Below are 24,152 nucleotides of genomic sequence, written 5' to 3'. Positions count from 1 at the left end.
GGTGGCGTCCAGGGGTCGCGGGTCCCGGCTTGTGCGGGCGCTGTGACTGTGGCGAGATTTCACATCCCGGCAACGTGGGGCTCTACCATCGGACCCGTGACACGGCGGTTCTGGCCATGGTCGGCCGCCCGGGGGGACCGGCCGACGCCGGACGACGACGGGCTCCGGAGTAACGTCGGGGCCCTCGGCGACGCTGACCGGGGTAGCGTCCTCCGCCACGAGAGCGACCGAAACGCCTCTTGCGCCTCCGCCGACCACAGCCTCCCCGGCGTCCCGGCCGGGAGTACGCGTCGGGTCGTACGTCAGACTACGCACCGGCTTGGTACGAGCTGTGAGGCTTCTCCGCAGATCAGCGCACCCGTACTCGTCTCCACGCATCAGCGGCAACTGACGGGTACGTGCAAATTATTTGGGATGGCCCGGAATAGGAACACAGCGGCACCCCCGCTCGTTGTCATTACGTGAGCACGACACAGACACCACCTGTTCTCGCCGCAGAGCTGGCAGAGGCGTGGGCCGACATTCAGCGGTACCACCCCGAGCTGCCCGACCTTGCCGCGCCAGAGTCCCTGATCGGGGAGTCGTCGTCCGCGTGCGGTCACGAGCTCTCCTTCGAACGGCTGCTCCATGAGGCAGTCCACGGCATCGCCGCTTCCCGCGGAGTCCGCGACACCTCCCGGGCCGGCCGCTACCACAACCGCAGATTCCTCGCGATCGCCGAGGAGCTGGGCCTGGACCACCCCGACGAGCCGCATCCCAGCAGCGGCTTCTCGCTGGTCACGCTCAACCCCGAGGCCAAGCGCCGCTACCGCCCGACCATCGAGAGACTGCAGCGCGCTCTCAAGGCGCACACGGTGGCCACCTCCGCGGACACCTCGCGCACCTTCCGCGGCCCGGCCGCCCGCCACGGTTCGTCCGGCGGCGGCGTCCGGGTCAAGGCGGTGTGCGACTGCGGCCGCAACGTCCGGGTGGTCCCGTCGGTCCTGGCCCAGGCCCCCATCGTGTGCGGCGGCTGCGGCAAGCCGTTCCGCATCCCGGAGGTCGTCGGAGCGGCGTGACTCCGGCGGACGACTGCTCGTGGCAGCCGTAGCCATCGCCACGCCGTGACGCCGGCCGGCGCACCCGACGTAACCACCTCCACGCCGGGTGCGCCTCCGGTGTGCCCTCGCACGGCCGCCGGACAGAGCGACCCGCAGGATGTGGCACAATGGCTAGCTGTACTCGACAGCCGCACAGGACCCCTCTCTCCTCCGGCTGACGCGTCCATCGGGCACTCGGGTACCGCAACCCCACGCGGCAGTCTCGCCGTGCCCAACCACGTCAAAACCAGGAGAACCCACTCCCGTGGCAGTCAAGATCAAGCTGAAGCGTCTGGGCAAGATCCGTTCGCCTCACTACCGCATCGTCGTCGCCGACTCCCGCACCCGCCGTGACGGCCGTGCGATCGAGGAGATCGGCAAGTACCACCCGACCTACAACCCGTCGGTCATCGAGGTGGACGCCGAGCGCGCCGCCTACTGGCTCGGCGTCGGCGCCCAGCCGACCGAGCCCGTGCTCGCCATCCTGAAGAAGACCGGCGACTGGCAGAAGTTCAAGGGCGAGCCCGCCCCGGCTCCGCTGCTCGTGGCCGCTCCGAAGGCCACGCGTCCGTCGTTCGAGGCGCTCGGCGGTGACGACGAGGGCAAGGGTGAGGCGATCACCCAGAAGAAGAAGGCTGAGAAGAAGGACGAGGCCGCGGCTGAGTCCGAGTCGACCGAGGCCTGAGCAGCATGCTCGAAGAGGCGCTTGAGCACCTCGTGAAGGGCATCGTCGACAACCCCGACGATGTGCAGGTCGCCTCGCGCGACCTGCGCCGTGGACGCGTGCTGGAGGTCCGGGTGCACCCCGACGACCTCGGCAAGGTGATCGGCCGCAACGGCCGCACCGCGCGTGCCCTGCGCACCGTCGTGGGTGCCATCGGCGGTCGCGGAGTCCGCGTCGACCTCGTCGACGTCGACCACGTCCGCTGACGCTTATCGCAACCGGCTCGGGCCGGGGAGGGCCGTAACCGGCTGTCCCCGGCCCGCAGTCGTATGAGCAGGCCGAGCCGGCAGAGCAGGCCGAGCAGGAGATGACAGGAGAACAGGCACAGTGCAGCTCGTAGTCGCACGGATCGGCCGCGCCCACGGCATCAAGGGCGAGGTCACCGTGGAGGTACGTACCGACGAACCGGAGCTCAGGCTCGGGCCGGGCGCCGTACTCGCCACCGATCCCGCCGGCGTGGGACCGCTCACCATCGAGACGGGCCGCGTGCACAGCGGCCGCCTGCTCCTGCGCTTCGAGGGCGTCAAGGACCGCACCGGCGCCGAGGCCCTGCGCAACACCCTCCTGATCGCCGAGATCGACCCGGAGGAACTGCCCGAGGGCGAGGACGAGTACTACGACCACCAGCTCATGGACCTGGACGTGGTCACCGTCGACGGCACCGAGGTCGGCCGGATCACCGAGATCTCGCACCTGCCGTCCCAGGACCTGTTCATCGTCGAGCGCCCCGACGGCAGCGAGGTGATGATCCCCTTCGTCGAGGAGATCGTCGTCGAGATCGACCTGGAGGAGCAGAAGGCGGTCGTCGCGCCGCCGCCCGGCCTGATCGACGACCAGGCCGAGATCGCGTCCTCCCGGGACGAGTCGTAATGCGCCTCGACGTCGTCACGATCTTCCCCGAGTACCTGGAACCGCTGAACGTCTCGCTGGTCGGCAAGGCACGCGCGCGTGGACAGCTCGACGTCCATGTGCACGACCTGCGCGCGTGGACGTACGACCGGCACAACACCGTGGACGACACCCCGTACGGCGGCGGCCCCGGCATGGTCATGAAGACCGAGCCCTGGGGCGACGCCCTCGACTCCGCGCTCGCCGACGGCTACGAGACCGGCTCGCACGCCCCCGCGCTGATCGTCCCCACCCCCAGCGGCCGCTCCTTCACCCAGGAACTCGCGGTCGAGCTCTCCGAGCGGCCCTGGCTGATCTTCACACCGGCCCGCTACGAGGGCATCGACCGGCGGGTCATGGACGAGTACGCCACCCGGATGCCGGTGTACGAGGTGTCCATCGGCGACTACGTGCTCGCCGGCGGCGAGGCGGCCGTACTGGTGATCACGGAGGCCGTGGCGCGGCTGCTGCCCGGCGTCCTCGGCAACGCCGAGTCGCACCGGGACGACTCCTTCGCGCCCGGCGCGATGGCGAACCTCCTGGAGGGCCCCGTCTACACCAAGCCGCCCGTCTGGCGCGGCCGGGACATCCCCGAGGTGCTGGTCAGCGGCCACCACGGCAAGATCGCCCGCTGGCGCCGGGACGAGGCGCTGAAGCGGACCACCGCCCACCGGCCCGACCTGATCGAGCGCTGCGACCCCAAGGCCTTCGACAAGAAGGACCGCGAGATGCTCTCCATCCTGGGCTGGGCCCCGGACCCGGAGGGCGCCCCGCACGGCCGATTTTGGCGCAGGCCAGAGGGCGTGGAAGAATAGGTCGCTGTTGTGCGTCCGTCCGGCGTGCGCCCCTGCCGCAGGGGGACACGACGCCCGCCCCGACCCGCACGGCAGACCTCATGGAACACCTAGTTTCCGTTGATGACCTGTGGCATCAGCGAGGAAAGCAGACGAAATGTCTCACCTGCTCGACACCGTCGACTCCGCGTCGCTGCGCAGCGACGTCCCGGCCTTCCGCCCGGGTGACACCGTCAACGTCCACGTCCGCGTCATCGAGGGCAACCGCTCCCGTGTGCAGCAGTTCAAGGGCGTTGTGATCCGCCGCCAGGGCAGCGGTGTCCGCGAGACCTTCACGGTCCGCAAGGTCTCCTTCTCCGTCGGCGTCGAGCGCACCTTCCCGGTGCACACCCCGATCGTCGAGAAGATCGAGCTCGTCACCCGTGGTGACGTGCGTCGCGCCAAGCTCTACTACCTGCGCGACCTGCGCGGTAAGGCCGCGAAGATCAAGGAGAAGCGCGAGCGCTGATCTCGCGCGACGGGATTCTCATCGGGGCCGGATAACATCGGGCCCCGATGGACACCGAAGCACAGCCGACGGAGCGCGACCGCTCCTCCTGCCCCGAACCAGGGGCCGTGGAGGACCGGTCGCGTTTCGCGTTGCTGACCCGGGTCACCGACTGGCTGCCGGGCGGCCGGATCACGCTGACCCTCTTCACCTGCCTGGCGTTTTTGCTCGTCCTCAACACTTTCGTGGCGCAACCATTCCAGATTCCCAGCGGATCCATGGAACAGGGATTGAGGATCGGAGACCGCGTTCTCGTAAATAAGTTGGCGTACGGTTTCGGTGCCGAGCCGCGCCGCGGCGATGTCGTCGTGTTCGACGGAGCCGGGTATTTCGGGGACGCCGACTACATCAAACGCGTTGTCGGTGTGGGAGGAGACCATGTGGTCTGCTGCGACAAGAAGGGGAGGATCGAAGTGAACGGCCGGTCGGTCGACGAGACCGCGTTCCTCTATCCGGGGGACACCCCCTCCACGGTCGCCTTCGACGTCGTCGTCCCCGGCGGGAGGATCTTCGTCCTTGGTGACCATCGCAGCGACTCCAGCGACTCCCGCGACCACCTCGGCTCGCCCGGGGGCGGCATGATCCCCGTCGGGAAGGTCATCGGCCGGGCCGACTGGATCGTCTGGCCGTACGCGCACTGGACCCGCCTCACCCGTCCCGCCGCCTACGCGCGCGTGCCGGCGGCGGGAGCGGCCCATGGGTAACCGCGGCAAACCGCGCGGCGTGCCCACCGACGCCGTCTCCACCCTGCTGCCCACCGGGGCCCGGCGCGCCGCCAGCCCGTCCGGCGGCCGCAGCCGCGCGGAGCGGCGCCAACTGCAGCGCAAGGTGAAGCGCAAGCGCCGGCGCGGCGCGATGCGGGAGGTCCCGCTGCTGGTCGGGGTGGCCGTCCTGATAGCGCTCGTACTGAAGACCTTCCTCGTCCAGGCCTTCGTGATCCCCTCGGGCTCCATGGAGCAGACGATCCGGATCGGCGACCGCGTCCTCGTCGACAAGTTCACCCCCTGGTTCGGATGGCAGCCGCACCGCGGGGACGTCGTCGTCTTCCACGACCCGGGCGGCTGGCTGGCCGACGAGCAGACCACCAAGACGAACGACCCGGTGGGCGTCAAGCAGGTCAAGGAAGGGCTCACCTTCATCGGCCTGCTGCCCTCCGCGAACGAGAAGGACCTCATCAAGCGGGTCATCGGGGTCGGCGGCGACCACGTCAAGTGCTGCGACTCGCAGGGCCGGGTGACCGTCAACGGCGTACCGCTGACCGAGGGCGACTACCTGTATCCCGGGAACGCGCCGTCCACCCAGGAGTTCGACATCACCGTGCCGCAGGGGCGGCTCTGGGTGATGGGCGACCACCGGGGCAACTCGGCCGACTCCCGGGCGCACCAGGACACCGACTACGGCGGCACGGTCCCGGTGAGCAACGTGGTGGGCCGGGCCAAGTGGATCGGCTGGCCGTTCGGGCACTGGACCTCGCTCGATGAACCTAAAACCTTCGCAAGCGTTTCTGACTCTGTGTCGGGGTCGACCGCGTCCCCCCAGGTGTCGCATAGGGTTGCCTCCGACGATCCGAACGGATACATCCAACTCCCGACCCCTGCGGAACTCCCGCTCGTTATGGGAGTGGTGGGCCTGCGCCGGGGATGGCGCGGGCGGCGGCACAGAGTAAGGAGCTGGCGTGGGGGATGTGGCGGTTGGCGCACGGTCGGGACACGACGGCGAGGAGCACAGCGGGCGCCCCGAGGAGAATGTCCCCAGCGCAGACAGCGGTCTGACCTCCGGGAATGACACCGGCGCGGCCCAGGACGGCGGTCCGGCGGACATGCTGTCCTCCGGCGGCGCGGGCGGCGGCCGGGACGGGGAGCCGGGCGAATCGGCGGCGCCCGCGCCGAAGAAGCCCCGCTCCTTCTGGAAGGAGCTGCCGATCCTGATCGGTATCGCGCTGGTGCTGGCGCTGCTGATCAAGACGTTCCTGGTGCAGGCGTTCTCGATCCCCTCGGACTCGATGCAGAACACCCTCCAGCAGGGTGACCGCGTCCTGGTCGACAAGCTCACCCCGTGGTTCGGCTCCAAGCCGGAGCGGGGCGAGGTCGTGGTCTTCCACGACCCGGACGACTGGCTGGCGGGCGAGCCCACCGCCCAGCCGAACGCGGTCCAGACCTTCCTCAGCTGGATCGGCCTGATGCCGTCCGCCCAGGAGAAGGACCTCATCAAGCGGGTCATCGGCGTCGGCGGCGACACCGTCTCCTGCAAGGGCAGCGGCCCGCTCATGGTCAACGGCCATGCGCTGAACGAGCCTTATGTGTACCCGGGCAACACCCCGTGCAGCGTCGACGACCAGGGCGGCCAGTTCACGGTGAAGGTGCCCAAGGGCTACATCTGGGTGATGGGCGACCACCGCCAGAACTCCCGCGACTCGCGCTACAACCAGTCGGACAAGCACCACGGCATGGTCCCGGTGAAGGAGGTCGTCGGCCGCGCCATCGTCAAGGCCTGGCCGATCAACCGCTGGGGCACGCTGCCGGTCCCGGACACCTTCGACCAGTCCGGCATCAACACGCAGTCGTCCGCCGCCGCCTCCCTCTCGGTGGCCCCGCAGGGCGTGGCCGTCGCGGCCGTCCTGCCGATCGCGGTGTGGCGCCGTCGGCGGGGCGAGCGGGTCGGGTCCAAGTTCGGGAAGCGGTAACCGGCACATGTGAAACCCTTGGGGAGCTTGTGACCAAGGGCGCCGGAGAAGGGCTGCCCCTGCCCGGTACCGCCGGGTAGGGTGCGGCCTCATGGGTGGCGAGAGCACGATACGTACGGCCCCGCGCAGCGGTGCGGGCACCAGCACGGGCACGGCGCAGACCGGCAGCGGGCTCGGACATCGGTTGTCCGGGGTCGCCGTCGCGCTGGGCATCGTGCTGTTCCTCGGGGGATTCGCCTGGGGCGCGGTGGTGTACCGGCCGTACACCGTCCCCACCGGGTCGATGACCCCGACGATCAACGCCGGGGACCGGGTCCTCGCCCAGCGGATCGACGGCAGTGAGGTGCGCCGGGGTGACGTCGTCGTCTTCCACGACAAGAGCTGGGTCACCAACGCGGACGTCGTCAAGCGGGTGGTCGCGGTCGGCGGGGACACGGTCTCCTGCTGCACGGACGGCAAGCTGACGGTCAACGGCAAGCAGATCGACGAGCCGTATCTGCCGGCGGGCAGCCTCGCCGAGATCCAGGACTTCCCGTCCGTCACCGTGCCCAAGGGCCGGCTCTTCCTCCTCGGTGACGAGCGCCAGGGCTCCCTGGACTCCACCGCCCACCTCACGGACGCGGCGAAGGGCACGGTCGCCACCAGTGCCGTGACCGCCCGGGTGGACTCGATCGTCTGGCCGATGAAGGGCATGCTCAAGCGCCCGACCGGCTTCGAGACCCTGGGCAGCCTGTCCCGGCCGGGCCCGATCCGCACCATCGAGATCATGATCGTGGTCGGTGCCGTGCTGGTCCTCGCGGGCGCCGCGTACGGCCCGGTCGCGAACCTGCTGAGCCGTTCCCGCACCGGTGGCCGTACCGACCGTACGGAGCCCGCCGGTGCCCGCTGAGGCGCTGTCCGAGGGCGGCCCGCGCAAGGTGGCCCGGGTGGTCCTGCTCGACCCCGACGACCGCATCCTGCTCCTGCACGGCCATGAACCGGACGACCGGGCCGACGACTGGTGGTTCACGCCCGGCGGCGGACTGGAGGGCGACGAGACCCGTGAGCAGGCCGCACTGCGGGAACTCGCGGAGGAGACCGGCATCACGGAGGTCGAACTCGGCCCGGTGCTGTGGCGGCGGATGTGCTCCTTCCCGTTCGCCGGCCGCCGCTGGGACCAGGACGAGTGGTACTACCTGGCCCGTACGACGCAGACGTCCGTCCGGGCCGAGGGCCTGACCGAGCTGGAGCGGCGCAGTGTCGCCGGAGCACGCTGGTGGACGTGCCAGGAACTGACCCGGGCACATGAGACGGTGTATCCGACCAGACTCGCCGAGCTGTTCCGTAGGCTGCTCGACGAAGGTCCCCCCGTCAGGCCCGTGACCCTTGACACGGAAATCGTCTAGGGGCGCGCGGGACTGGCGCACAATGGTGGGATCGCACGGCTGAAGGGGAACATGCCATGAGCGCCGAGGACCTCGAAAAGTACGAGACCGAGATGGAGCTGAAGCTCTACCGGGAGTACCGCGATGTCGTCGGTCTGTTCAAATACGTGATCGAGACCGAACGGCGCTTCTACCTCACCAACGACTACGAGATGCAGGTGCACTCGGTCCAGGGCGAGGTGTTCTTCGAGGTGTCCATGGCGGACGCCTGGGTCTGGGACATGTACCGGCCGGCCCGTTTCGTGAAGCAGGTCCGTGTCCTCACGTTCAAGGACGTGAACATCGAAGAGCTGAACAAGACCGACCTGGAGCTTCCGGGCGGCTGACCCTCCTGGGGTGATCGCTCGTGTGGGTGACGGAGTTGTCCACAACCGCTGAGTAACTCACCAAGATCAACTTCTGGGTGGGGGATGCGTGACGGTTGGCGCCGGAGGTGGTGCCGACATGAACACGAATCTGGCACGCAGTGCACTCGGCAAGTACGGCGAGACGCTGGCCGCGCGGCGGCTGACGGAGGCCGGTCTGACGGTCCTGGAGCGCAACTGGCGCTGCGGCAGGACGGGCGAGATCGACATCGTGGCCCGGGACGGCGACGTCCTGGTCGTCTGCGAGGTCAAGACCCGGCGGGCGGGTGTCTTCGAGCACCCCATGGCCGCGGTCTCCCCGGAGAAGGCGGAGCGGCTGCGCGGCCTCGCCGAACACTGGATCCACGCCCACGGCGGGGCACCGCCGGGCGGCGTCCGCATCGACGTGGTCGGGGTGCTCCTGCCCCAGCGCGGGGCACCCGTCGTCGAGCACGTGCGGGGGGTGGCCTGAGATGGGCTTCGCGCGTACCTGCTCGGTGGCCCTGGTGGGCGTCGAGGGCGTGGTGGTCGAGGTCCAGGCCGACCTGGAGCCCGGCGTCGCCGCGTTCACCCTGGTGGGGCTCCCGGACAAGAGCCTCACGGAGAGCAAGGACCGGGTCCGGGCCGCGGTCGTCAACTCGGGGGCGACCTGGCCTTCGAAGAAGCTGACGGTGGGGTTGAGTCCGGCGTCGGTGCCCAAGAGCGGCAGCGGCTTCGATCTGGCGGTCGCCGCGGCCGTCCTCGGGGCAGCCGAGCGGATCGATCCCCGGGTGCTCGCCGAGATCGTGATGATCGGAGAGCTGGGCCTGGACGGCCGGGTCCGGCCGGTCCGGGGCATCCTGCCGGCCGTGCTGGCCGCCGCCGACGCCGGATACGAGCAGGTGGTCGTCCCGGAGAGCGCGGTCCCGGAGGCATCGCTGGTGCCCGGGGTGTCGGTGCTGGGCGTCCGCAGCCTGCGCCAGCTGATCGCGGTCCTCACCGACGAACCGGTGCCCGACGAGGAGCCGGTCCCCGGAGAGATCCGCCCCGACCCCTTCATCGCGGGGCTGGCCCTCCCCGGCATGGGACTCGGCACCGGCATGGTGACCGGCGAGCATGCGCCGGATCTGGCGGACGTCGCCGGGCAGCATGTGGCCCGGGCCGCCCTGGAGGTGGCCGCGGCAGGGCGGCATCACATCTTCTTCAAGGGCCCGCCCGGCGCGGGCAAGACCATGCTGGCCGAACGGCTGCCGGGACTGCTGCCCGAGCTGGGCCGGCAGGAGTCCCTGGAGGTCACGGCCGTCCACTCGGTGGCCGGGATGCTGCCGCCCGGTCATCCCCTCGTGGACAGGGCGCCCTACTGCGCCCCGCACCACTCGGCCACCATGGCCTCCCTGGTCGGCGGCGGGACGGGCCTGCCGCGCCCGGGGGCGGTGTCCCTGTCCCACCACGGCGTGCTCTTCCTGGACGAGGCCGCCGAATTCCACAGCAGCGTCCTGGACGCCCTGCGCCAGCCGCTGGAATCGGGGCATGTCGTGGTCGCCCGGGCCGCCGGGATACTGCGGATGCCCGCGAGGTTCCTCATGGTCCTGGCCGCCAACCCCTGCCCCTGCGGCCGGTACGGCACCGCCGGTGACGTCTGTGAGTGCCGGCCCTCCTCGATCAAGCGGTACCGCGCCCGGCTCTCCGGCCCCCTGATGGACCGGGTGGACCTCCGGGTGACCGTCGAACCGGTCGCCCGGGCGGAACTGCTGCGGCTCCACACCGGTGCCGAGACCTCCGCCGCGGTGGCCGACCGGGTGCGCACGGCCCGGGAACGGGCTGTCGGCCGCTACGAGGGTCTGCCCTGGCGCACCAACAGTGAGGTCCCCGGCCATGAGCTGCGCACCCGCTGGCATGTCCAGCCGGGCGCGCTCCACAAGGCCGAACTGGACCTCGACCGGGGTCTGCTCACCGCCCGCGGCCTCGACCGGGTGCTCCGGGTCGCCTGGACCCTCGCCGATCTGGCGGGCCACGACCGGCCCACGGCCAATGACGTCAACCTGGCTCTGGAGCTGCGCACCGGCGTCCGCCGCGGTGCGGTCCTGGAAGGGATCGCCACATGAGCGACGCCGAACTGCTCGCCCGGGTCTTCCTGGCCCGGGTCGTCGAGCCCGGGGACGAGGTGGTCGGGCGGTGGGTGCGGGAGTGGGGCGTGGGGGAGGTGGTGGGGCGGTTGTGCGGCGGGGGCGCGGCGCTGCCCGGTGTCGGTGACAAGCGCTGGGCGGGGCTGCTGGCCCGGGCGGCGGTGGCCGACCCCCGCGCGGACCTGGCCGTCGCCCGGGAGGCCGGCGCCCGGTTCGTGGCCCCCGGTGACGCGGAGTGGCCCAGCCAGCTCGACGACCTCGGTGACGCCCGCCCCCTCGGCCTGTGGGTGCGCGGCCGGCCCAGCCTGCGGATGTGGGCGCTGCGGGCGGTCGCCGTCGTCGGGGCCCGGGCCTGCACCGAGTACGGGGCGCACATGGCGGCCACCCTCGCCGCGGGGCTCGCCGAGCACGGCTGGGTGGTGGTGTCCGGCGGCGCCTACGGCGTGGACGGCGCCGCCCACCGCGGGGCCCTCGGCGCCGGCGGGGCCACCGTCGCCGTGCTGGCCTGCGGGGTCGACCGGCCCTACCCCCGAGGACACACCGAACTGATCGGCAGGATCGCCGAACAGGGACTGGTGGTGGGGGAGTTGCCGCCCGGCGAGCACCCGACGCAGAGCAGATTCGTGCTCCGCAACCGGGTCATCGCGGCCCTCACCCGGGGCACCGTCGTGGTGGAGGCCGCCCACCGCAGCGGCTCCCTGGTCACCGCGCGGGCGGCCCAGCGGCTCGGCCGCTTCACCATGGGCGTGCCCGGGCCCGCCACCAGCGGCCTGTCGGCCGGGGTGCACGAATTGCTCCGGGGGGAGGCCGTCCTGGTCACCGACGCCGCGGAAGTCGTCGAACTCGTGGGTGACATGGGCGCGCTGGCCCCGGCCAGACGCGGCCCGGTCCTCCCGCGTGACCTGCTGGAACCCGTCGCCCGGCGGGTCCTGGCCGCCCTGCCCGGGAACCGGCCGGCCTCACCCGAAGAGGTGGCACGCGGCGCGCAGACGTCCGAGGACGAGGCCGTCGCCAGGCTGTACGAACTCCGAGCACTTGGTTACGTCGAACGACACGGCGACGGCTGGAAGTTGACACGCCAGGCGATGATCTCGGTCCGGGACGGTCGGAGTCGGTGCTGACCGAGCGTGTTCGGCCGTCCGGGGGAACGCCCGACGCCCTTGGGAATTCCCGGAGTTGACACCTCCCGGTGATCACGCAGAGCGACGCGCCGAGCGCGGCCGGACGTGCCGTACAGGGGGTTCGCGCAGGGGTGGAGCCGCACTGTTCGCGCACCGCGACTCCTCAGTCACGCTACGCTCACGAAAGCCCCGACGCAGACCGCGCCAACCGACATCAGACCGACACCTCGCCCGGTACATCCTCATCGGCTCATCACGCAGCACATCACAGCACTTCCTGGCACTTCACGGCAGAACGGCACAAGGCGACGAATGCCCCAGCACACCTCCGGGTCCGACCGGGCGGCCATCCCCCCAGCCGCCCGCGACGGTGGCAGCGTGCGGCCGCCCGCTCCCTCGACGCTCGACGAGCTGTGGCGGTCGTACAAGGCGACAGGGGACGACCGGCTGCGGGAGCAGCTGATCCTGCACTACTCGCCGCTGGTCAAGTACGTGGCCGGGCGGGTGAGCGTCGGTCTGCCGCCCAATGTGGAGCAGGCCGACTTCGTCTCCTCCGGGGTGTTCGGGCTCATCGACGCGATCGAGAAGTTCGACGTCGACCGGGAGATCAAGTTCGAGACCTACGCGATCACCCGGATCCGCGGCGCCATGATCGACGAGCTACGGGCGCTGGACTGGATCCCCCGTTCGGTGCGGCAGAAGGCCCGCAACGTCGAGCGGGCCTACGCGACCCTGGAGGCGCGGCTGCGGCGGACGCCGACGGAGGGCGAGGTCGCCGGTGAGCTGGGCATCGAGGTCGACGAACTGCACGCGGTGTTCAGCCAGTTGTCGCTGGCCAACGTGGTGGCGCTGGAGGAGCTGCTGCACGTCGGGGGTGAGGGCGGGGACGGGCTCAGCGTCATGGACACGCTGGAGGACACCGCCGCGGACAACCCCGTGGAGGTGGCCGAGGACCGGGAGCTGCGGCGGTTCCTGGCGCGGGCCATCAACACCCTGCCGGAACGCGAGAAGACCGTGGTGACCCTCTACTACTACGAGGGCCTCACGCTCGCCGAGATCGGGAACGTGCTGGGGGTCACCGAGAGCCGGGTCAGTCAGATCCACACCAAATCGGTGCTGCAGCTACGGGCGAAGCTGGCGAGTTTCGGCCGCTGACCGGCGGCTTTCGAGCCGCGGTCGCCGGGAGTGACCCGTGTCCCCGTCGCGCTGTCTCCCCTCCGGCGCGGCGCGTCCGTAGAGTGGTTGACGTGCCAAGGATTCGAGCGGCCTCCGTGGCCGAGCACCGGTCGATGCAGCGAGCCGCCCTGCTGGACGCGGCGCGGTCCCTCCTGTCCGAGGGCGGGACGGAGGCGCTGACCTTCCCGGCGCTCGCCGAGCGGACCGGGCTGGCCCGGTCGTCCGTCTACGAGTACTTCCGCTCCCGGGCCGCGGTCGTCGAGGAGCTGTGCGAGGTCGACTTCCCCGTGTGGGCGGCGGAGGTCGCGGCGGCGATGCGGGGCGCGGCCTCCGCCGAGGGCAAGGTCGAGGCGTATGTGCGCCGGCAGCTGGCCCTGGTCGGCGACCGGCGGCACCGGGCGGTGGTCGCGATCTCGGCGAGCGAGCTGGACGCGGGGGCCCGGGAGAAGATCCGCGCCGCGCACGGCGGACTGGTCGCGATGATCGTGGAGGCCCTGGGAGAACTGGGTCACGAGCAGCCGCGACTGGCGGCGATGCTGCTGCAGGGGGTCGTCGACGCGGCCGTACGCAGAATCGAGCTGGGCGCCGCCGAGGAGCCCGACGTCATCACGGACGCGGCCGTGGCCATGGCACTGCGGGGCGTGCGGGGCTGAGGTCGGGGTGGGGTCGCTTACCGGCGCTGGCCGGGTGCCGCCGCGCCCACCCGTGCCGCCCTGCGGCACGCCTGCCCGCAGCTGAGCGAGCTGGAAAGAGACCGCGGCTGCAGCGCCCCTTCAGGGGCGCGGGGAACTGCGCGATCAGCCCCCACCCACCCGCGGCCGCGCAACCCGCCGCAATCACCCCTCCGGCAGCGGCACCCCCAGCACCGGCAGCAGTCGGGACGGACCGACGTCCAACAGCCACGGCGGCAGCAGGAGCAACGGGTCCAGATACGTCTCCCCGCGCAACAGACCCCAGTGCACACACGCACTCGCACCGCAATGCGCGCCCGCCGGCTCCACGGTCCCCACCACCTGACCCGCCGCGACCTCGTCCCCCTTCTCGACCGTCGCCGTCACTGGTTCGTAGGTCGTGCGCAGGTCCGTCCCCGTCAGGGCCACCGACACCACCCCCCTCCCCGCCACCCGCCCCGCGAAGGACACCCGGCCCGCCGCGACCGCGCGTACCGGCTCGCCCGCGGACGCGGCCACGTCGACGCCGCGGTGTCCGGGGCCGTAGACCGTCGCCGGCGGCTCCCAGCCGCGCAGGACCGGTGGCCGTACCCCCACCGGCCAGGCGCGGGCGATCGCCGGTACCGGTGGTGACGGAGGGGTGTCCGCCCGCGCCGCCGCCACCGCCAGGACCAGCGGCAACACCGTCGCCGCCACCACCCACCGCGTCACCTGTCGCATCACTCGTCGCATGATCACCATGCCCGAACCGTCTCGCGCCCCCGCCGATCATGGCCGGTACCTGTGGATTACTCCCGGGTTGTGGACAGCGGCGTCACCCGGTACCCCGCGGGTCCCGTACACTTCTGTTGGCGATCCGGGTCACCGGGTCGACTTCGCACGCCCCGACATCGGGTCAGTAACACGATCCGGGTCAGCGCTTCTCGGTCCTTCGCGGCACAGCGCACACGGGCGTCAGGCGCGGGAGCCGTCCGGTACCCGCGGCACAACCGAGAAATTCAAGGAGATACGGCCATGGCCGTCGTCACGATGCGGGAGCTGCTGGAGAGCGGCGTCCACTTCGGTCACCAGACCCGTCGCTGGAACCCGAAGATGAAGCGCTTCATCTTCACCGAGCGCAACGGCATCTACATCATCGACCTGCTCCAGTCGCTGTCGTACATCGACCGCGCCTACGAGTTCGTCAAGGAGACCGTCGCCCACGGCGGCACGGTCATGTTCGTCGGCACGAAGAAGCAGGCGCAGGAGGCCATCGCCGAGCAGGCGACCCGCGTCGGCATGCCCTTCGTCAACCAGCGCTGGCTGGGCGGCATGCTCACCAACTTCTCGACCGTCTACAAGCGTCTGCAGCGTCTCAAGGAGCTCGAGCAGATCGACTTCGAGGACGTCGCCGCGTCCGGTCTGACCAAGAAGGAGCTTCTCGTGCTCTCGCGCGAGAAGGCCAAGCTGGAGAAGACCCTCGGCGGTATCCGCGAGATGTCCAAGGTTCCCAGCGCCGTCTGGATCGTGGACACCAAGAAGGAGCACATCGCGGTCGGTGAGGCCCGGAAGCTCAACATCCCGGTCGTCGCGATCCTCGACACCAACTGCGACCCCGACGAGGTCGACTACAAGATCCCGGGCAACGACGACGCGATCCGCTCCGTCACCCTGCTCACCCGCGTGATCGCCGACGCGGTCGCCGAGGGCCTCATCTCCCGCTCGCGTGTCGCCACCGAGGGCAAGGGCGACAAGGCCGCCGGCGAGCCGCTGGCCGCGTGGGAGCGCGACCTGCTCGAGGGCGAGAAGAAGGCCGACGAGGCCGAGAAGCCGGCCGAGGCCGCTGCCGAGACTCCGGCTGCCGAGACCCCGGCCGCCGAGGCTCCGGTTGCCGAGGCTGCCGCCGAGGCTCCGGCCGCCGAGGCCGCTGCCGAGACCGAGGCTGTCGCCGAGGCCCCGGCCGCGGACGCCGAGCAGGCCTGACCCGTCAGCGTTGACGGCGGGGGCGGCGACATCCCGTACGCCCCCGCCGTTCACCCATAGGTTCGCGCTCTACATCTCGGTGTAGATCGTGGATCGGGCAGATCTTCCGACTTCGAGAAAGACTTACGACTCATGGCGAACTACACCGCCGCTGACGTCAAGAAGCTCCGCGAGCTCACCGGCGCCGGCATGATGGACTGCAAGAAGGCGCTGGACGAGGCCGAGGGCAGCGTCGAGAAGGCCGTCGAGGCGCTCCGCATCAAGGGCCAGAAGGGCGTCGCCAAGCGCGAGGGCCGCTCCGCCGAGAACGGCGCCGTGGTCTCCGTCATCGCCGACGACAACTCCTCCGGTGTCATCGTCGAGCTGAAGTGCGAGACGGACTTCGTCGCCAAGGGTGACAAGTTCCAGGCCGCCGCCAACCAGATCGCCGCGCACGTCGCCGCGACCTCCCCGGCCGACCTCGACGCCCTGCTCGCCTCCGAGATCGAGCCCGGCAAGACCGTCCAGGCGTTCGTGGACGAGGCCAACGCCAACCTCGGCGAGAAGATCGTCCTGGACCGCTTCGCGCAGTTCTCCGACGGCTTCGTGACCGCGTACATGCACCGCACGATGCCCGACCTGCCCCCGCAGATCGGTGTCCTCGTCGAGCTGGACAAGCCGAACGCCGAGGTCGCCAAGGGCATCGCGCAGCACATCGCCGCGTTCGCCCCGAAGTACCTCGCCAAGGAGGACGTGCCGGCCGAGGTCGTCGAGACCGAGCGCCGCGTCGCCGAGGAGACCACCCGCGCCGAGGGCAAGCCCGAGGCCGCGATCGCCAAGATCGTCGAGGGTCGTCTGAACGGCTTCTTCAAGGACGCCACGCTGCTCGGCCAGCCGTACGCGCTCGACAACAAGAAGTCGGTCCAGAAGGTTCTGGACGAGGCCGGTGTCACCCTGAAGCGCTTCTCGCGCATCAAGGTCGGCATCTGAGTCCGTACCGCGATCGACGCGCGACCCGCGGGGAAATCCCGATAGGGTCGTTCGACAGCAGTCGTCCGTACGCACCGCCACACCCAGGGCGTGACGGACGGCGGCAGATCTGACGAGGAGGCCATTGCCGCGCATGGGCAGCGAAAAGCGACCCCACCGGCAATGGCCTTCTTCGTATGTGCACCACGTGAAAGAGGCGGGATCTCCATGACCACCAAGGCCCAGAAGAGCGACGACGGCAAAGTACGCGGCCGGTTTCTGCTGAAGCTGTCCGGAGAGGCCTTCTCCGGCGGGGGCGGCCTGGGCGTGGACCCCGACGTGGTGCACAAGATCGCCCGTGAGATCGCGGCCGTCGTCCGCGACGGCGCGCAGGTCGCCGTCGTCATCGGCGGTGGCAACTTCTTCCGCGGCGCCGAGCTCCAGCAGCGCGGCATGGACCGGGCCCGCTCCGACTACATGGGCATGCTCGGCACCGTGATGAACTGCCTCGCCCTCCAGGACTTCCTGGAGAAGGAGGGCATCGACAGCCGGGTGCAGACCGCGATCACCATGGGGCAGGTCGCCGAGCCGTACATCCCGCTGCGCGCCGTGCGCCACCTGGAGAAGGGCCGCGTGGTCATCTTCGGCGCCGGTATGGGCATGCCGTACTTCTCCACCGACACCACCGCCGCCCAGCGCGCCCTGGAGATCGACGCCGAGGCGCTGCTCATGGGCAAGAACGGTGTGGACGGGGTCTACGACTCCGACCCCAAGACCAACCCCGACGCCGTCAAGTTCGACGCCCTCGGCTACGGCGAGGTCATCACCCGCGAGCTGAAGGTCGCCGACGCCACCGCGATCACGCTCTGCCGCGACAACAAGCTGCCGATCCTGGTGTTCGAGCTGCTGGCGGAGGGCAATATCGCCCGCGCCGTCAAGGGTGAGAAGATCGGCACGCTGGTGGGTGACCAGGGCGGCCGGGCCTGACCGGCACCGCCTGACGCACCCTGACCGGGGGATGGACAATGTCCTGCCGGTCGGGAACCGTGCAGGAAAGAAGACGCGACGCAGCCGGCCGCCGCAGCCGGGCCTTACTCAAGACACGCAGGAGCAAGTGGTGATCGAAGAGACCCTCCTCGAGGCCGAGGAGAAGATGGAGAAGGCCGTCGTGGTCGCCAAGGAGGACTTCGCCGCGATCCGCACCGGCCGTGCGCACCCGGCGATGTTCAACAAGATCGTGGCCGACTACTACGGCGCGCCGACGCCGATCAACCAGCTGGCCTCGTTCTCCGTGCCGGAACCGCGCATGGCGGTCGTGACCCCGTTCGACAAGACGGCCCTGCGCAACATCGAGCAGGCGATCCGCGACTCGGACCTGGGCGTCAACCCGAGCAACGACGGCAACATCATCCGGGTGGTGTTCCCCGAGCTCACCGAGGAGCGCCGCCGCGACTACATCAAGGTCGCCAAGAGCAAGGCCGAGGACTCCCGGGTGTCGATCCGCTCCGTGCGCCGCAAGGCCAAGGAAGCGATCGACAAGCTCGTCAAGGACGGCGAGGTCGGCGAGGACGAGGGCCGCCGCGGGGAGAAGGAGCTCGACGACACCACGCACAAGTACGTCGCACAGGTGGACGAGCTCCTCAAGCACAAGGAAGCGGAGCTTCTCGAAGTCTGATGAACGACTCATCCTGGGGAGCCCCGCCGCCCGCCGGGCCGCAGACCGGGCAGGCCGGACCGCAGGCCGGAGCCGGGTACTGGGCGCCGACCGATCAGGGCACCGGCCAGGGGTACGACTACGGTCAAGCCGCCGGTCAGGGGTACGCGCACGGCTCCGGGCAGGGGTACGGGAACGGTCATGCCCACGGCTACGGCCAGGGGTATGTCCAGGGAGCCGCCCCGGCGGGTCCCGCGTACGATGCGCATGACGCGCAGCAGACTCGCCCCATGCCCATCGTGCCCGACGACGTACCCGCGTACGGCTCAGACCAGGACGACGATCGGGGGGCCGCTCGGCTGGGCGGCCCCTTGTTCCGAGACGAGGCGTTCCGCGAGGGGACGTTCCACGACGGGACGTCCCGCGACGACACCCCGTCGGCGCAGCCCCTGCCTCACGCGGCGGCGCCGCAGAATCCGGAGCCCATGCCCGACGCCCCCCAGCCGGCGCCCGCGCCGCAGAAGAAGAGCGCGGGCCGGGACCTGGGTGCGGCCATAGGGGTCGGCGTCGGACTGGGCGTCGTGATCGTGGCGTCCCTGTTCGTCGTCAAGGCCGTCTTCGTCGGCGTGGTCGCCGTCGCGGTCGTGGTGGGTCTGTGGGAGCTGACCAGCCGGCTCCAGGAGCGCAAGGGCATCAAGGCGCCCCTGGTCCCGCTGGCGCTCGGCGGCGCCGCGATGGTCGTCGCCGGCTACGCCCGGGGGGCCGAGGGCGCCTGGGTCGCCCTGGCGCTCACCGGGCTCGCGATCCTGGTCTGGCGGATGACGGAACCGCCGGAGGGCTACCTCAGGGACGTCACCGCGGGCCTCTTCGCGGCGTTCTACGTCCCGTTCCTGGCGACGTTCGTCTCCATGATGCTCACCGCCGACGACGGCCCGCGGCGGGTGATCACCTTCCTGCTCCTCACCGTGGTCAGCGACACCGGCGCCTACGCGGTCGGCTGGCGCTTCGGCACCCACAAGCTCGCCCCCCGCATCAGCCCCGGCAAGACCCGCGAGGGCCTGGTCGGCGCGGTGCTGTTCGCCATGGTCGCGGGCGCGCTGTGCATGCAGTTCCTGATCGACGACGGCACCTGGTGGCAGGGCCTGCTGCTGGGCCTCGCGGTCGCCGCCAGCGCCACCCTCGGCGACCTCGGCGAGTCCATGATCAAGCGCGACCTGGGCATCAAGGACATGGGCACCCTCCTCCCCGGGCACGGGGGCATCATGGACCGGCTGGACTCGCTCCTGCCGACGGCTCCGGTGGTGTGGCTGCTGATGGTGCTGTTCGTGGGGAGTGGCTGACGTAGACCCGTCGTCGTAGACGAGCCCCCGTCCTTCGCAGGGCGGGGGCTCGTCGGGTTGTCGGCCCCGGATGACGCAGCAGAAATCGCATGGTCGGACAGGCCGGAGGCAGACTCCCTGTGAGGACGCTGTGTCCTCCGACGCGCAGGGAGTGTGCCCATGCCCCTCGACCCGGCCCCGGCCTCCACCCCGTCACCGACCTCGCCGCCTCCGCCGGTGCGGTTCTGGTCCGTCGACGACCTGCCCGCCCTCGACCCCGACCCGTTCCTGGACGAGATGATGCGCGAGGAGCCGGTCACCCGGATCAGGCTCGCGCATGGCGAGGGGCACGCCTGGCTGGTCACCCGGTACGAGGACGTCCGCTTCGTCACCTCCGACCCGCGCTTCTCGCGGGAGGCGGTCGTCGGCCGCGACGTCACCAGCATGCGCCCGGAGCCCGTCGCCTCGCAGACGGCCGGTCTGCAGTACATCGACCCGCCCGGACACAACCGGCTGCGCCGGGTCGTCGCCCGTGCCTTCACCGGGCGGGCCATGCAGCGGCTGCGGCCGATGGCCGAACGCAGGGCCGCCGAACTCCTCGACGTGATGGCCGCGGCGGGCCCGCCGGCCGACCTCATGGAGCAGCTGCACGGCCCCTTCCCGATCGCCGTGATCCGGGACTTCCTCGGCGTCGACGAGAAGGACTGGCACCGCTGGGCGGAGACCGGCGAGGCGCTGCTGTCCGCCGGCCCCGACGCGGAGGAACGCGCCCGGGAGGCCGCCCGGGCCACCCGGGCCCGGCTCGCCGAACTGCTCCAGCGCCGCCGCGCGGAGCCCCGCGACGACCTCGCCGGCGTGCTCGCGCAGGCCGCGGCCGACGGCGAGCTGACCGACGACGAGGCGATCTCCCTGGCCACCGCCATCCAGGTCAGCGGCGGCCACGCGGTCCGCAACAACAGCGGCTCGATGATGTACGCGCTGCTGACCCGCCCCCACCACATGGACCGGCTGCGCCGCGAGCCCGAGCTGCTCCCCAAGGCCGTGGACGAGCTGTTCCGCTACGTCCCGCACCGCAACGGCGTCGGCATCCCACGGGTCGCCGTCGAGGACGTCGAGGTCGGCGGCCAGCTGATCCGGGCCGGCGAGGTCGTCTACAACGCGTACGTCGCCGCCAACCGCGACCCCGCGGTCTTCCCCGACCCGGACGTCGTGGACTTCGACCGCACCAACGGCCCCCACCTCGCCTTCGGGCACGGCCCGCACCACTGCATGGCCGCGATCATGGCCCGCATGGAGGCCGAGATCATGATCGGCTCGGTCCTCACCCGCTTCCCCGGCATCCGGCTCGCCGTTCCGCCGCGCGAGGTCGAGTTCCAGCGCCGGGGCCTGATCCGCGGACCGCGTAGGCTGCCCGTGACCTGGTGACCGAGGAGGCCACGCGATGCTGACGACCACCTATGTGCCCGGCGCTCCGAACTGGCTCGACCTGGGCAGCCCCGACACCGGGGCGAGCGCCGCCTTCTACGCCGCCGTCCTCGGCTGGGAGCACCGGTCGGCGGGACCGGAGGCGGGCGGCTACGGCTTCTTCCTCCAGGACGGCCGGACGGTCGCGGGCCTGGGCCCGCTCACCGAGGAGGGCGCGAGCCCGTCCTGGACGCTGTACTTCCACACCCCGGACGCCGACGCCACCGCCAAGGCCGTGGAACAGGGCGGCGGCCGGGTCCGGGTCGCCCCGGGGGACGTCTTCACCTTCGGACGGACCGCCGCCTTCACCGACCCCACCGGCGCGGACTTCGCGGTCTGGCAGCCCGGCGACACCCAGGGCCTGGACCTGGTCGGCGACCCCGGCAGCCTGTCCCGGGCGGAGCTCTACACCACCGACGCGAGCACGGCGAAGGCCTTCTACACCTCGCTCTTCTCCTGGCAGACGCGCGATGTGCCGATGGGCCCCGGACTGACCTACACCGTCCTCACCCCGGCCGGCGCCGGCCCGCAGGCGGCCCTGGGCGGACTGATGCAGTTGCCCCAGGCCAACCTCGACGCCGGTTCGACGCCGGAGTGGCACCCGTACTTCGAGGTGACCGACTGCGACGCCACCTCCGCCAGGGCCGTCGAGGCCGGAGCCGTCGTCCTCATCCCGGTCACCGAGGCACCGGGCATCGGCCGCTTCGCCATGTTCCTCGACCCCGCCGGCGCCCTCTTTGCCCTCATCACGACGGCCCGCGCCTGAGCCCCGCCCGCACCGGGCCCCACCGGGCGAAACCTTCGGTCACAGGTCACCCAAGTGGATCTGCGACACTGGTACCACCATGCCCAAGCCCGGAGAACTCACTTTCGTCGCCCCGCGCGGAGCCAAGAAGCCGCCGCGGCATCTCGCCGATCTCTCGCCCGCCGAGCGCAAGGACGCGGTGGCCGAGACGGGGGAGAAGCCGTTCCGTGCCAAGCAGCTCTCGCAGCACTACTTCGCGCGGTACGCGCACGACCCCGAGCAGTGGACGGACATCCCGGCCGGCTCCCGGGAGAAGCTGCGCGAGGCGCTGTTCCCCGAGCTGATGACCGTCGTACGGCATCTGTCGACGGACGAGGGCACCACCCGCAAGACGCTGTGGCGGCTGTTCGACGGCACGCTCGTGGAGTCGGTGCTGATGCGCTACCCGGACCGGGTGACGATGTGCATCAGCTCGCAGGCGGGGTGCGGGATGAACTGCCCGTTCTGCGCGACGGGGCAGGCGGGCCTGGACCGGAACCTGTCCACCGCGGAGATCGTCCACCAGATCGTGGACGGGATGCGGGCGCTGCGGGACGGGGACGTGCCCGGCGGGCCCGCGCGGCTCTCGAACATCGTCTTCATGGGGATGGGCGAGCCGCTCGCCAACTACAAGCGGGTGGTCGGCGCCATCCGGGCGCTCACCGATCCCGCCCCGGACGGTCTCGGGCTCTCGCAGCGGGGCATCACCGTCTCGACCGTCGGACTGGTCCCGGCCATCAACCGGTTCGCCGACGAGGGCTTCAAGTGCCGGCTGGCGATCTCCCTGCACGCGCCCGACGACGAACTGCGCGACACCCTCGTCCCCGTGAACACGCGGTGGAAGGTGCGCGAGGTGCTCGACGCCGGGTTCGAGTACGTCGAGAAGAGCGGCCGTCGGCTCAGCATCGAGTACGCCCTCATCCGGGACATCAACGACCAGGCGTGGCGCGGTGACCGGCTCGGCCGGCTGCTCCGCGGCAAGCCCGTGCACGTCAACCTGATCCCGCTGAACCCGACGCCGGGCTCCAAGTGGACCGCCTCGCGGCCCGAGGACGAGAAGGCGTTCGTCGAGGCGATCGCCGCCCACGGGGTGCCCGTCACCGTACGGGACACCCGTGGCCAGGAGATCGACGGCGCCTGCGGTCAGCTCGCGGCCACCGAGCGGTAGGATCTGGCCACCACATCTTCATATTCCGACAGGGGAGCGCCACAGCGCTGAGAGTGCGGCAATCGGGCCGCAGACCCTCTGAACCTCGCCCAGGTCATTCTGGGTAGGAAGTTCGGTCATCACTCAAGCTGTTGCGCCCTGCCCGCACACCGCGGGCAGGGCCGCGTCTCTTCCTGGTCCACCCCAGGAGGAAAACACCAGTGCACACCACGCACACCAAGGCCTTCGTGGCCGCGGCCATAGGGCTCGGTCTCGTCACGCTGTCCGCGTGTTCGTCGTCGGGTTCGGCGGCCGACTCCAAGACCGTCACCCTCGTCAGCCACGACTCGTGGGCCGTCTCCAAGAACGTGCTCCGGGACTTCGAGAAGCAGTCCGGCTACCAGGTGAAGGTCCTCAAGGACGGCGATGCCGGGCAGGCCGTCAACAAGGCGATCCTGACCAAGGACAACCCGCAGGGCGACGTCTTCTTCGGCGTCGACAACACCCTGCTCTCCCGCGCCCTCGACAACGGCCTCTTCCAGCCGTACGCGGCGAAGGGGCTCGCCCAGGTCGGCACGGAGTACCAGCTCGACGCCGGCAAGCACCGGGTCACGCCCATCGACTACGGCGACATCTGCGTCAACTACGACAAGGCGTACTTCAGCGCGCACAAGCTGACCCCGCCCACCTCGTACGCGGATCTCGTCAAGCCGCAGTACAAGAACCTCCTCGTCACCGAGAACGCGGCCACCTCCTCGCCGGGGCTGGGCTTCCTGCTCGGGAGCGCGGCTCAGTACGGGGACAGCGGCTGGCAGGGCTACTGGAAGAAGCTCAAGGCCAACGGCGTCAAGGTCGTCGACGGCTGGGAGCAGGCCTACAACGAGGAGTTCTCCGGCTCCGCGGGCGGCAAGAAGGCCAAGGGCGACCGGCCGCTCGTGGTGTCGTACGCCTCCTCCCCGCCCGCCGAGGTGATCTACGGCGACCCGAAGCCCAGCACCGCGCCCACCGGTGTCGCGACCGGCACCTGCTTCCGGCAGATCGAGTTCGCGGGGCTGCTGAGCAACGCCGGGAACAGCAAGGGCGGCAAGGCGCTCATCGACTTCCTGGTCTCCAAGGAGTTCCAGGAGGACATGCCGCTGAACATGTTCGTGTACCCGGTGGTGAAGGGCGCGAGCGTGCCCGCCGAGTTCACGAAGTACGGTCCCGCCGCCCAGGACCCCGAGACCATGGCGCCCGAGAAGATCGCCGCCAACCGTGACCAGTGGGTCAAGACGTGGACGTCTCTCGTACTGAAGTAGCGGCCGGGCGCGGGAGCGCG

General features: G+C 70.7%; 27 protein-coding genes and 1 riboswitch. Of the genes, 26 read left to right on the top strand and 1 reads right to left on the bottom strand.

Annotation, left to right across the window (positions count from 1 at the left end):
- Positions 1-461: 461 nt before the first annotated feature.
- From ACGFZS_RS30775 to ACGFZS_RS30695, 17 genes are all read left to right on the top strand, one after another.
- Positions 462-1,058 carry a hypothetical protein gene (locus ACGFZS_RS30775; RefSeq protein ID WP_093498845.1) on the top strand — a complete coding sequence of 199 codons (597 nt, stop codon included), beginning with the start codon at positions 462-464 and terminating at the stop codon, positions 1,056-1,058.
- 286 nt (positions 1,059-1,344) lie between these two features.
- The gene (rpsP, locus tag ACGFZS_RS30770) at positions 1,345-1,764 is read left to right on the top strand and encodes a 30S ribosomal protein S16 (RefSeq protein WP_123973851.1); all 420 of its coding nucleotides are present in this window, start codon (positions 1,345-1,347) and stop codon (positions 1,762-1,764) included.
- 5 nt (positions 1,765-1,769) lie between these two features.
- Positions 1,770-2,009 (top strand): RNA-binding protein, encoded by a 240-nt coding sequence (locus ACGFZS_RS30765; protein ID WP_005479813.1) that lies wholly within the window; start codon positions 1,770-1,772, stop codon positions 2,007-2,009.
- Between the two features lie 121 nt (positions 2,010-2,130).
- Positions 2,131-2,673, top strand: a complete 543-nt coding sequence (gene rimM, locus ACGFZS_RS30760) for a ribosome maturation factor RimM (RefSeq protein ID WP_359215903.1) — start codon at positions 2,131-2,133, stop codon at positions 2,671-2,673.
- A complete protein-coding gene (trmD, locus tag ACGFZS_RS30755; RefSeq protein ID WP_393797818.1) occupies positions 2,673-3,506 on the top strand; it encodes a tRNA (guanosine(37)-N1)-methyltransferase TrmD in 834 nt (277 codons plus the stop codon). The genes rimM and trmD overlap by 1 nt, the downstream gene beginning before the upstream one ends.
- Positions 3,507-3,642: 136 nt before the next feature.
- Positions 3,643-3,993: a 50S ribosomal protein L19 gene (rplS, locus tag ACGFZS_RS30750; RefSeq protein ID WP_123973848.1), complete on the top strand. Its 351-nt coding sequence runs from the start codon at positions 3,643-3,645 to the stop codon at positions 3,991-3,993.
- A gap of 47 nt (positions 3,994-4,040) precedes the next feature.
- Positions 4,041-4,736 (top strand): signal peptidase I, encoded by a 696-nt coding sequence (gene lepB, locus ACGFZS_RS30745; protein WP_393797817.1) that lies wholly within the window; start codon positions 4,041-4,043, stop codon positions 4,734-4,736.
- Positions 4,729-5,817 (top strand): signal peptidase I, encoded by a 1,089-nt coding sequence (lepB, locus tag ACGFZS_RS30740; protein ID WP_393797816.1) that lies wholly within the window; start codon positions 4,729-4,731, stop codon positions 5,815-5,817. Before lepB (ACGFZS_RS30745) ends, lepB (ACGFZS_RS30740) begins: the two co-directional genes overlap by 8 nt.
- The gene (gene lepB, locus ACGFZS_RS30735) at positions 5,708-6,715 is read left to right on the top strand and encodes a signal peptidase I (RefSeq protein WP_393797815.1); all 1,008 of its coding nucleotides are present in this window, start codon (positions 5,708-5,710) and stop codon (positions 6,713-6,715) included. Before lepB (ACGFZS_RS30740) ends, lepB (ACGFZS_RS30735) begins: the two co-directional genes overlap by 110 nt.
- Positions 6,716-6,806: 91 nt before the next feature.
- Positions 6,807-7,604 (top strand): signal peptidase I, encoded by a 798-nt coding sequence (gene lepB / locus ACGFZS_RS30730; protein ID WP_393797814.1) that lies wholly within the window; start codon positions 6,807-6,809, stop codon positions 7,602-7,604.
- Positions 7,594-8,100, top strand: a complete 507-nt coding sequence (locus ACGFZS_RS30725; protein WP_393797813.1) for an NUDIX hydrolase — start codon at positions 7,594-7,596, stop codon at positions 8,098-8,100. Before lepB (ACGFZS_RS30730) ends, ACGFZS_RS30725 begins: the two co-directional genes overlap by 11 nt.
- A gap of 56 nt (positions 8,101-8,156) precedes the next feature.
- On the top strand, positions 8,157-8,465 hold the full coding sequence (locus tag ACGFZS_RS30720; RefSeq protein WP_008745401.1) for a DUF2469 domain-containing protein: 309 nt from the start codon (positions 8,157-8,159) through the stop codon (positions 8,463-8,465).
- A 118-nt stretch (positions 8,466-8,583) separates the two neighbouring features.
- Positions 8,584-8,955, top strand: a complete 372-nt coding sequence (locus ACGFZS_RS30715; protein WP_393797812.1) for a YraN family protein — start codon at positions 8,584-8,586, stop codon at positions 8,953-8,955.
- A gap of 1 nt (position 8,956) precedes the next feature.
- The gene (locus ACGFZS_RS30710; protein WP_393797811.1) at positions 8,957-10,567 is read left to right on the top strand and encodes a YifB family Mg chelatase-like AAA ATPase; all 1,611 of its coding nucleotides are present in this window, start codon (positions 8,957-8,959) and stop codon (positions 10,565-10,567) included.
- Positions 10,564-11,709, top strand: a complete 1,146-nt coding sequence (dprA, locus tag ACGFZS_RS30705; RefSeq protein ID WP_393797810.1) for a DNA-processing protein DprA — start codon at positions 10,564-10,566, stop codon at positions 11,707-11,709. The genes ACGFZS_RS30710 and dprA overlap by 4 nt, the downstream gene beginning before the upstream one ends.
- Positions 11,710-12,021: 312 nt before the next feature.
- On the top strand, positions 12,022-12,864 hold the full coding sequence (gene whiG / locus ACGFZS_RS30700) for an RNA polymerase sigma factor WhiG (protein WP_355720435.1): 843 nt from the start codon (positions 12,022-12,024) through the stop codon (positions 12,862-12,864).
- A gap of 116 nt (positions 12,865-12,980) precedes the next feature.
- On the top strand, positions 12,981-13,538 hold the full coding sequence (locus ACGFZS_RS30695; protein WP_393540545.1) for a TetR/AcrR family transcriptional regulator: 558 nt from the start codon (positions 12,981-12,983) through the stop codon (positions 13,536-13,538).
- Positions 13,539-13,721: 183 nt separating this feature from the next.
- Here ACGFZS_RS30695 and ACGFZS_RS30690 read toward each other — a convergent pair whose 3' ends face one another.
- Positions 13,722-14,297 (bottom strand): peptidoglycan DD-metalloendopeptidase family protein, encoded by a 576-nt coding sequence (locus ACGFZS_RS30690; protein WP_393797809.1) that lies wholly within the window; start codon positions 14,295-14,297, stop codon positions 13,722-13,724.
- Between the two features lie 273 nt (positions 14,298-14,570).
- Here ACGFZS_RS30690 and rpsB point away from each other — a divergent pair, with 273 nt between their 5' ends.
- From rpsB to ACGFZS_RS30645, 9 genes are all read left to right on the top strand, one after another.
- The gene (gene rpsB, locus ACGFZS_RS30685) at positions 14,571-15,518 is read left to right on the top strand and encodes a 30S ribosomal protein S2 (protein WP_393797808.1); all 948 of its coding nucleotides are present in this window, start codon (positions 14,571-14,573) and stop codon (positions 15,516-15,518) included.
- Positions 15,519-15,650: 132 nt separating this feature from the next.
- Entirely contained in the window at positions 15,651-16,487 is an 837-nt protein-coding gene (tsf, locus tag ACGFZS_RS30680) for a translation elongation factor Ts (protein ID WP_393797807.1), read from the top strand.
- 207 nt (positions 16,488-16,694) lie between these two features.
- Positions 16,695-17,453 (top strand): UMP kinase, encoded by a 759-nt coding sequence (gene pyrH / locus ACGFZS_RS30675; protein ID WP_355720446.1) that lies wholly within the window; start codon positions 16,695-16,697, stop codon positions 17,451-17,453.
- Between the two features lie 130 nt (positions 17,454-17,583).
- Positions 17,584-18,141, top strand: coding sequence for a ribosome recycling factor (gene frr / locus ACGFZS_RS30670; protein ID WP_046727856.1), 558 nt, complete (start codon positions 17,584-17,586; stop codon positions 18,139-18,141).
- Complete coding sequence (locus ACGFZS_RS30665) at positions 18,141-19,460, top strand: phosphatidate cytidylyltransferase (RefSeq protein ID WP_393797806.1); 1,320 nt, start codon at positions 18,141-18,143, stop codon at positions 19,458-19,460. Before frr ends, ACGFZS_RS30665 begins: the two co-directional genes overlap by 1 nt.
- 159 nt (positions 19,461-19,619) lie before the next feature.
- On the top strand, positions 19,620-20,864 hold the full coding sequence (locus ACGFZS_RS30660; protein WP_393797805.1) for a cytochrome P450: 1,245 nt from the start codon (positions 19,620-19,622) through the stop codon (positions 20,862-20,864).
- Between the two features lie 16 nt (positions 20,865-20,880).
- Positions 20,881-21,669, top strand: a complete 789-nt coding sequence (locus ACGFZS_RS30655; protein ID WP_393797804.1) for a VOC family protein — start codon at positions 20,881-20,883, stop codon at positions 21,667-21,669.
- 79 nt (positions 21,670-21,748) lie between these two features.
- The gene (gene rlmN / locus ACGFZS_RS30650) at positions 21,749-22,855 is read left to right on the top strand and encodes a 23S rRNA (adenine(2503)-C(2))-methyltransferase RlmN (protein WP_355720453.1); all 1,107 of its coding nucleotides are present in this window, start codon (positions 21,749-21,751) and stop codon (positions 22,853-22,855) included.
- A 20-nt stretch (positions 22,856-22,875) separates the two neighbouring features.
- Positions 22,876-22,983: riboswitch (TPP riboswitch) on the top strand.
- Positions 22,984-23,055: 72 nt separating this feature from the next.
- Entirely contained in the window at positions 23,056-24,132 is a 1,077-nt protein-coding gene (locus tag ACGFZS_RS30645) for a thiamine ABC transporter substrate binding subunit (protein ID WP_393797803.1), read from the top strand.
- Positions 24,133-24,152 lie beyond the last annotated feature (20 nt).

The sequence above is a fragment of the Streptomyces sp. NPDC048288 genome (genome assembly GCF_043201555.1).
Taxonomy (GTDB): domain Bacteria; phylum Actinomycetota; class Actinomycetes; order Streptomycetales; family Streptomycetaceae; genus Streptomyces.
The sequence above is the reverse complement of the archived record's forward strand: the minus strand, read 5'-3'. Positions and strand labels throughout refer to the sequence as shown.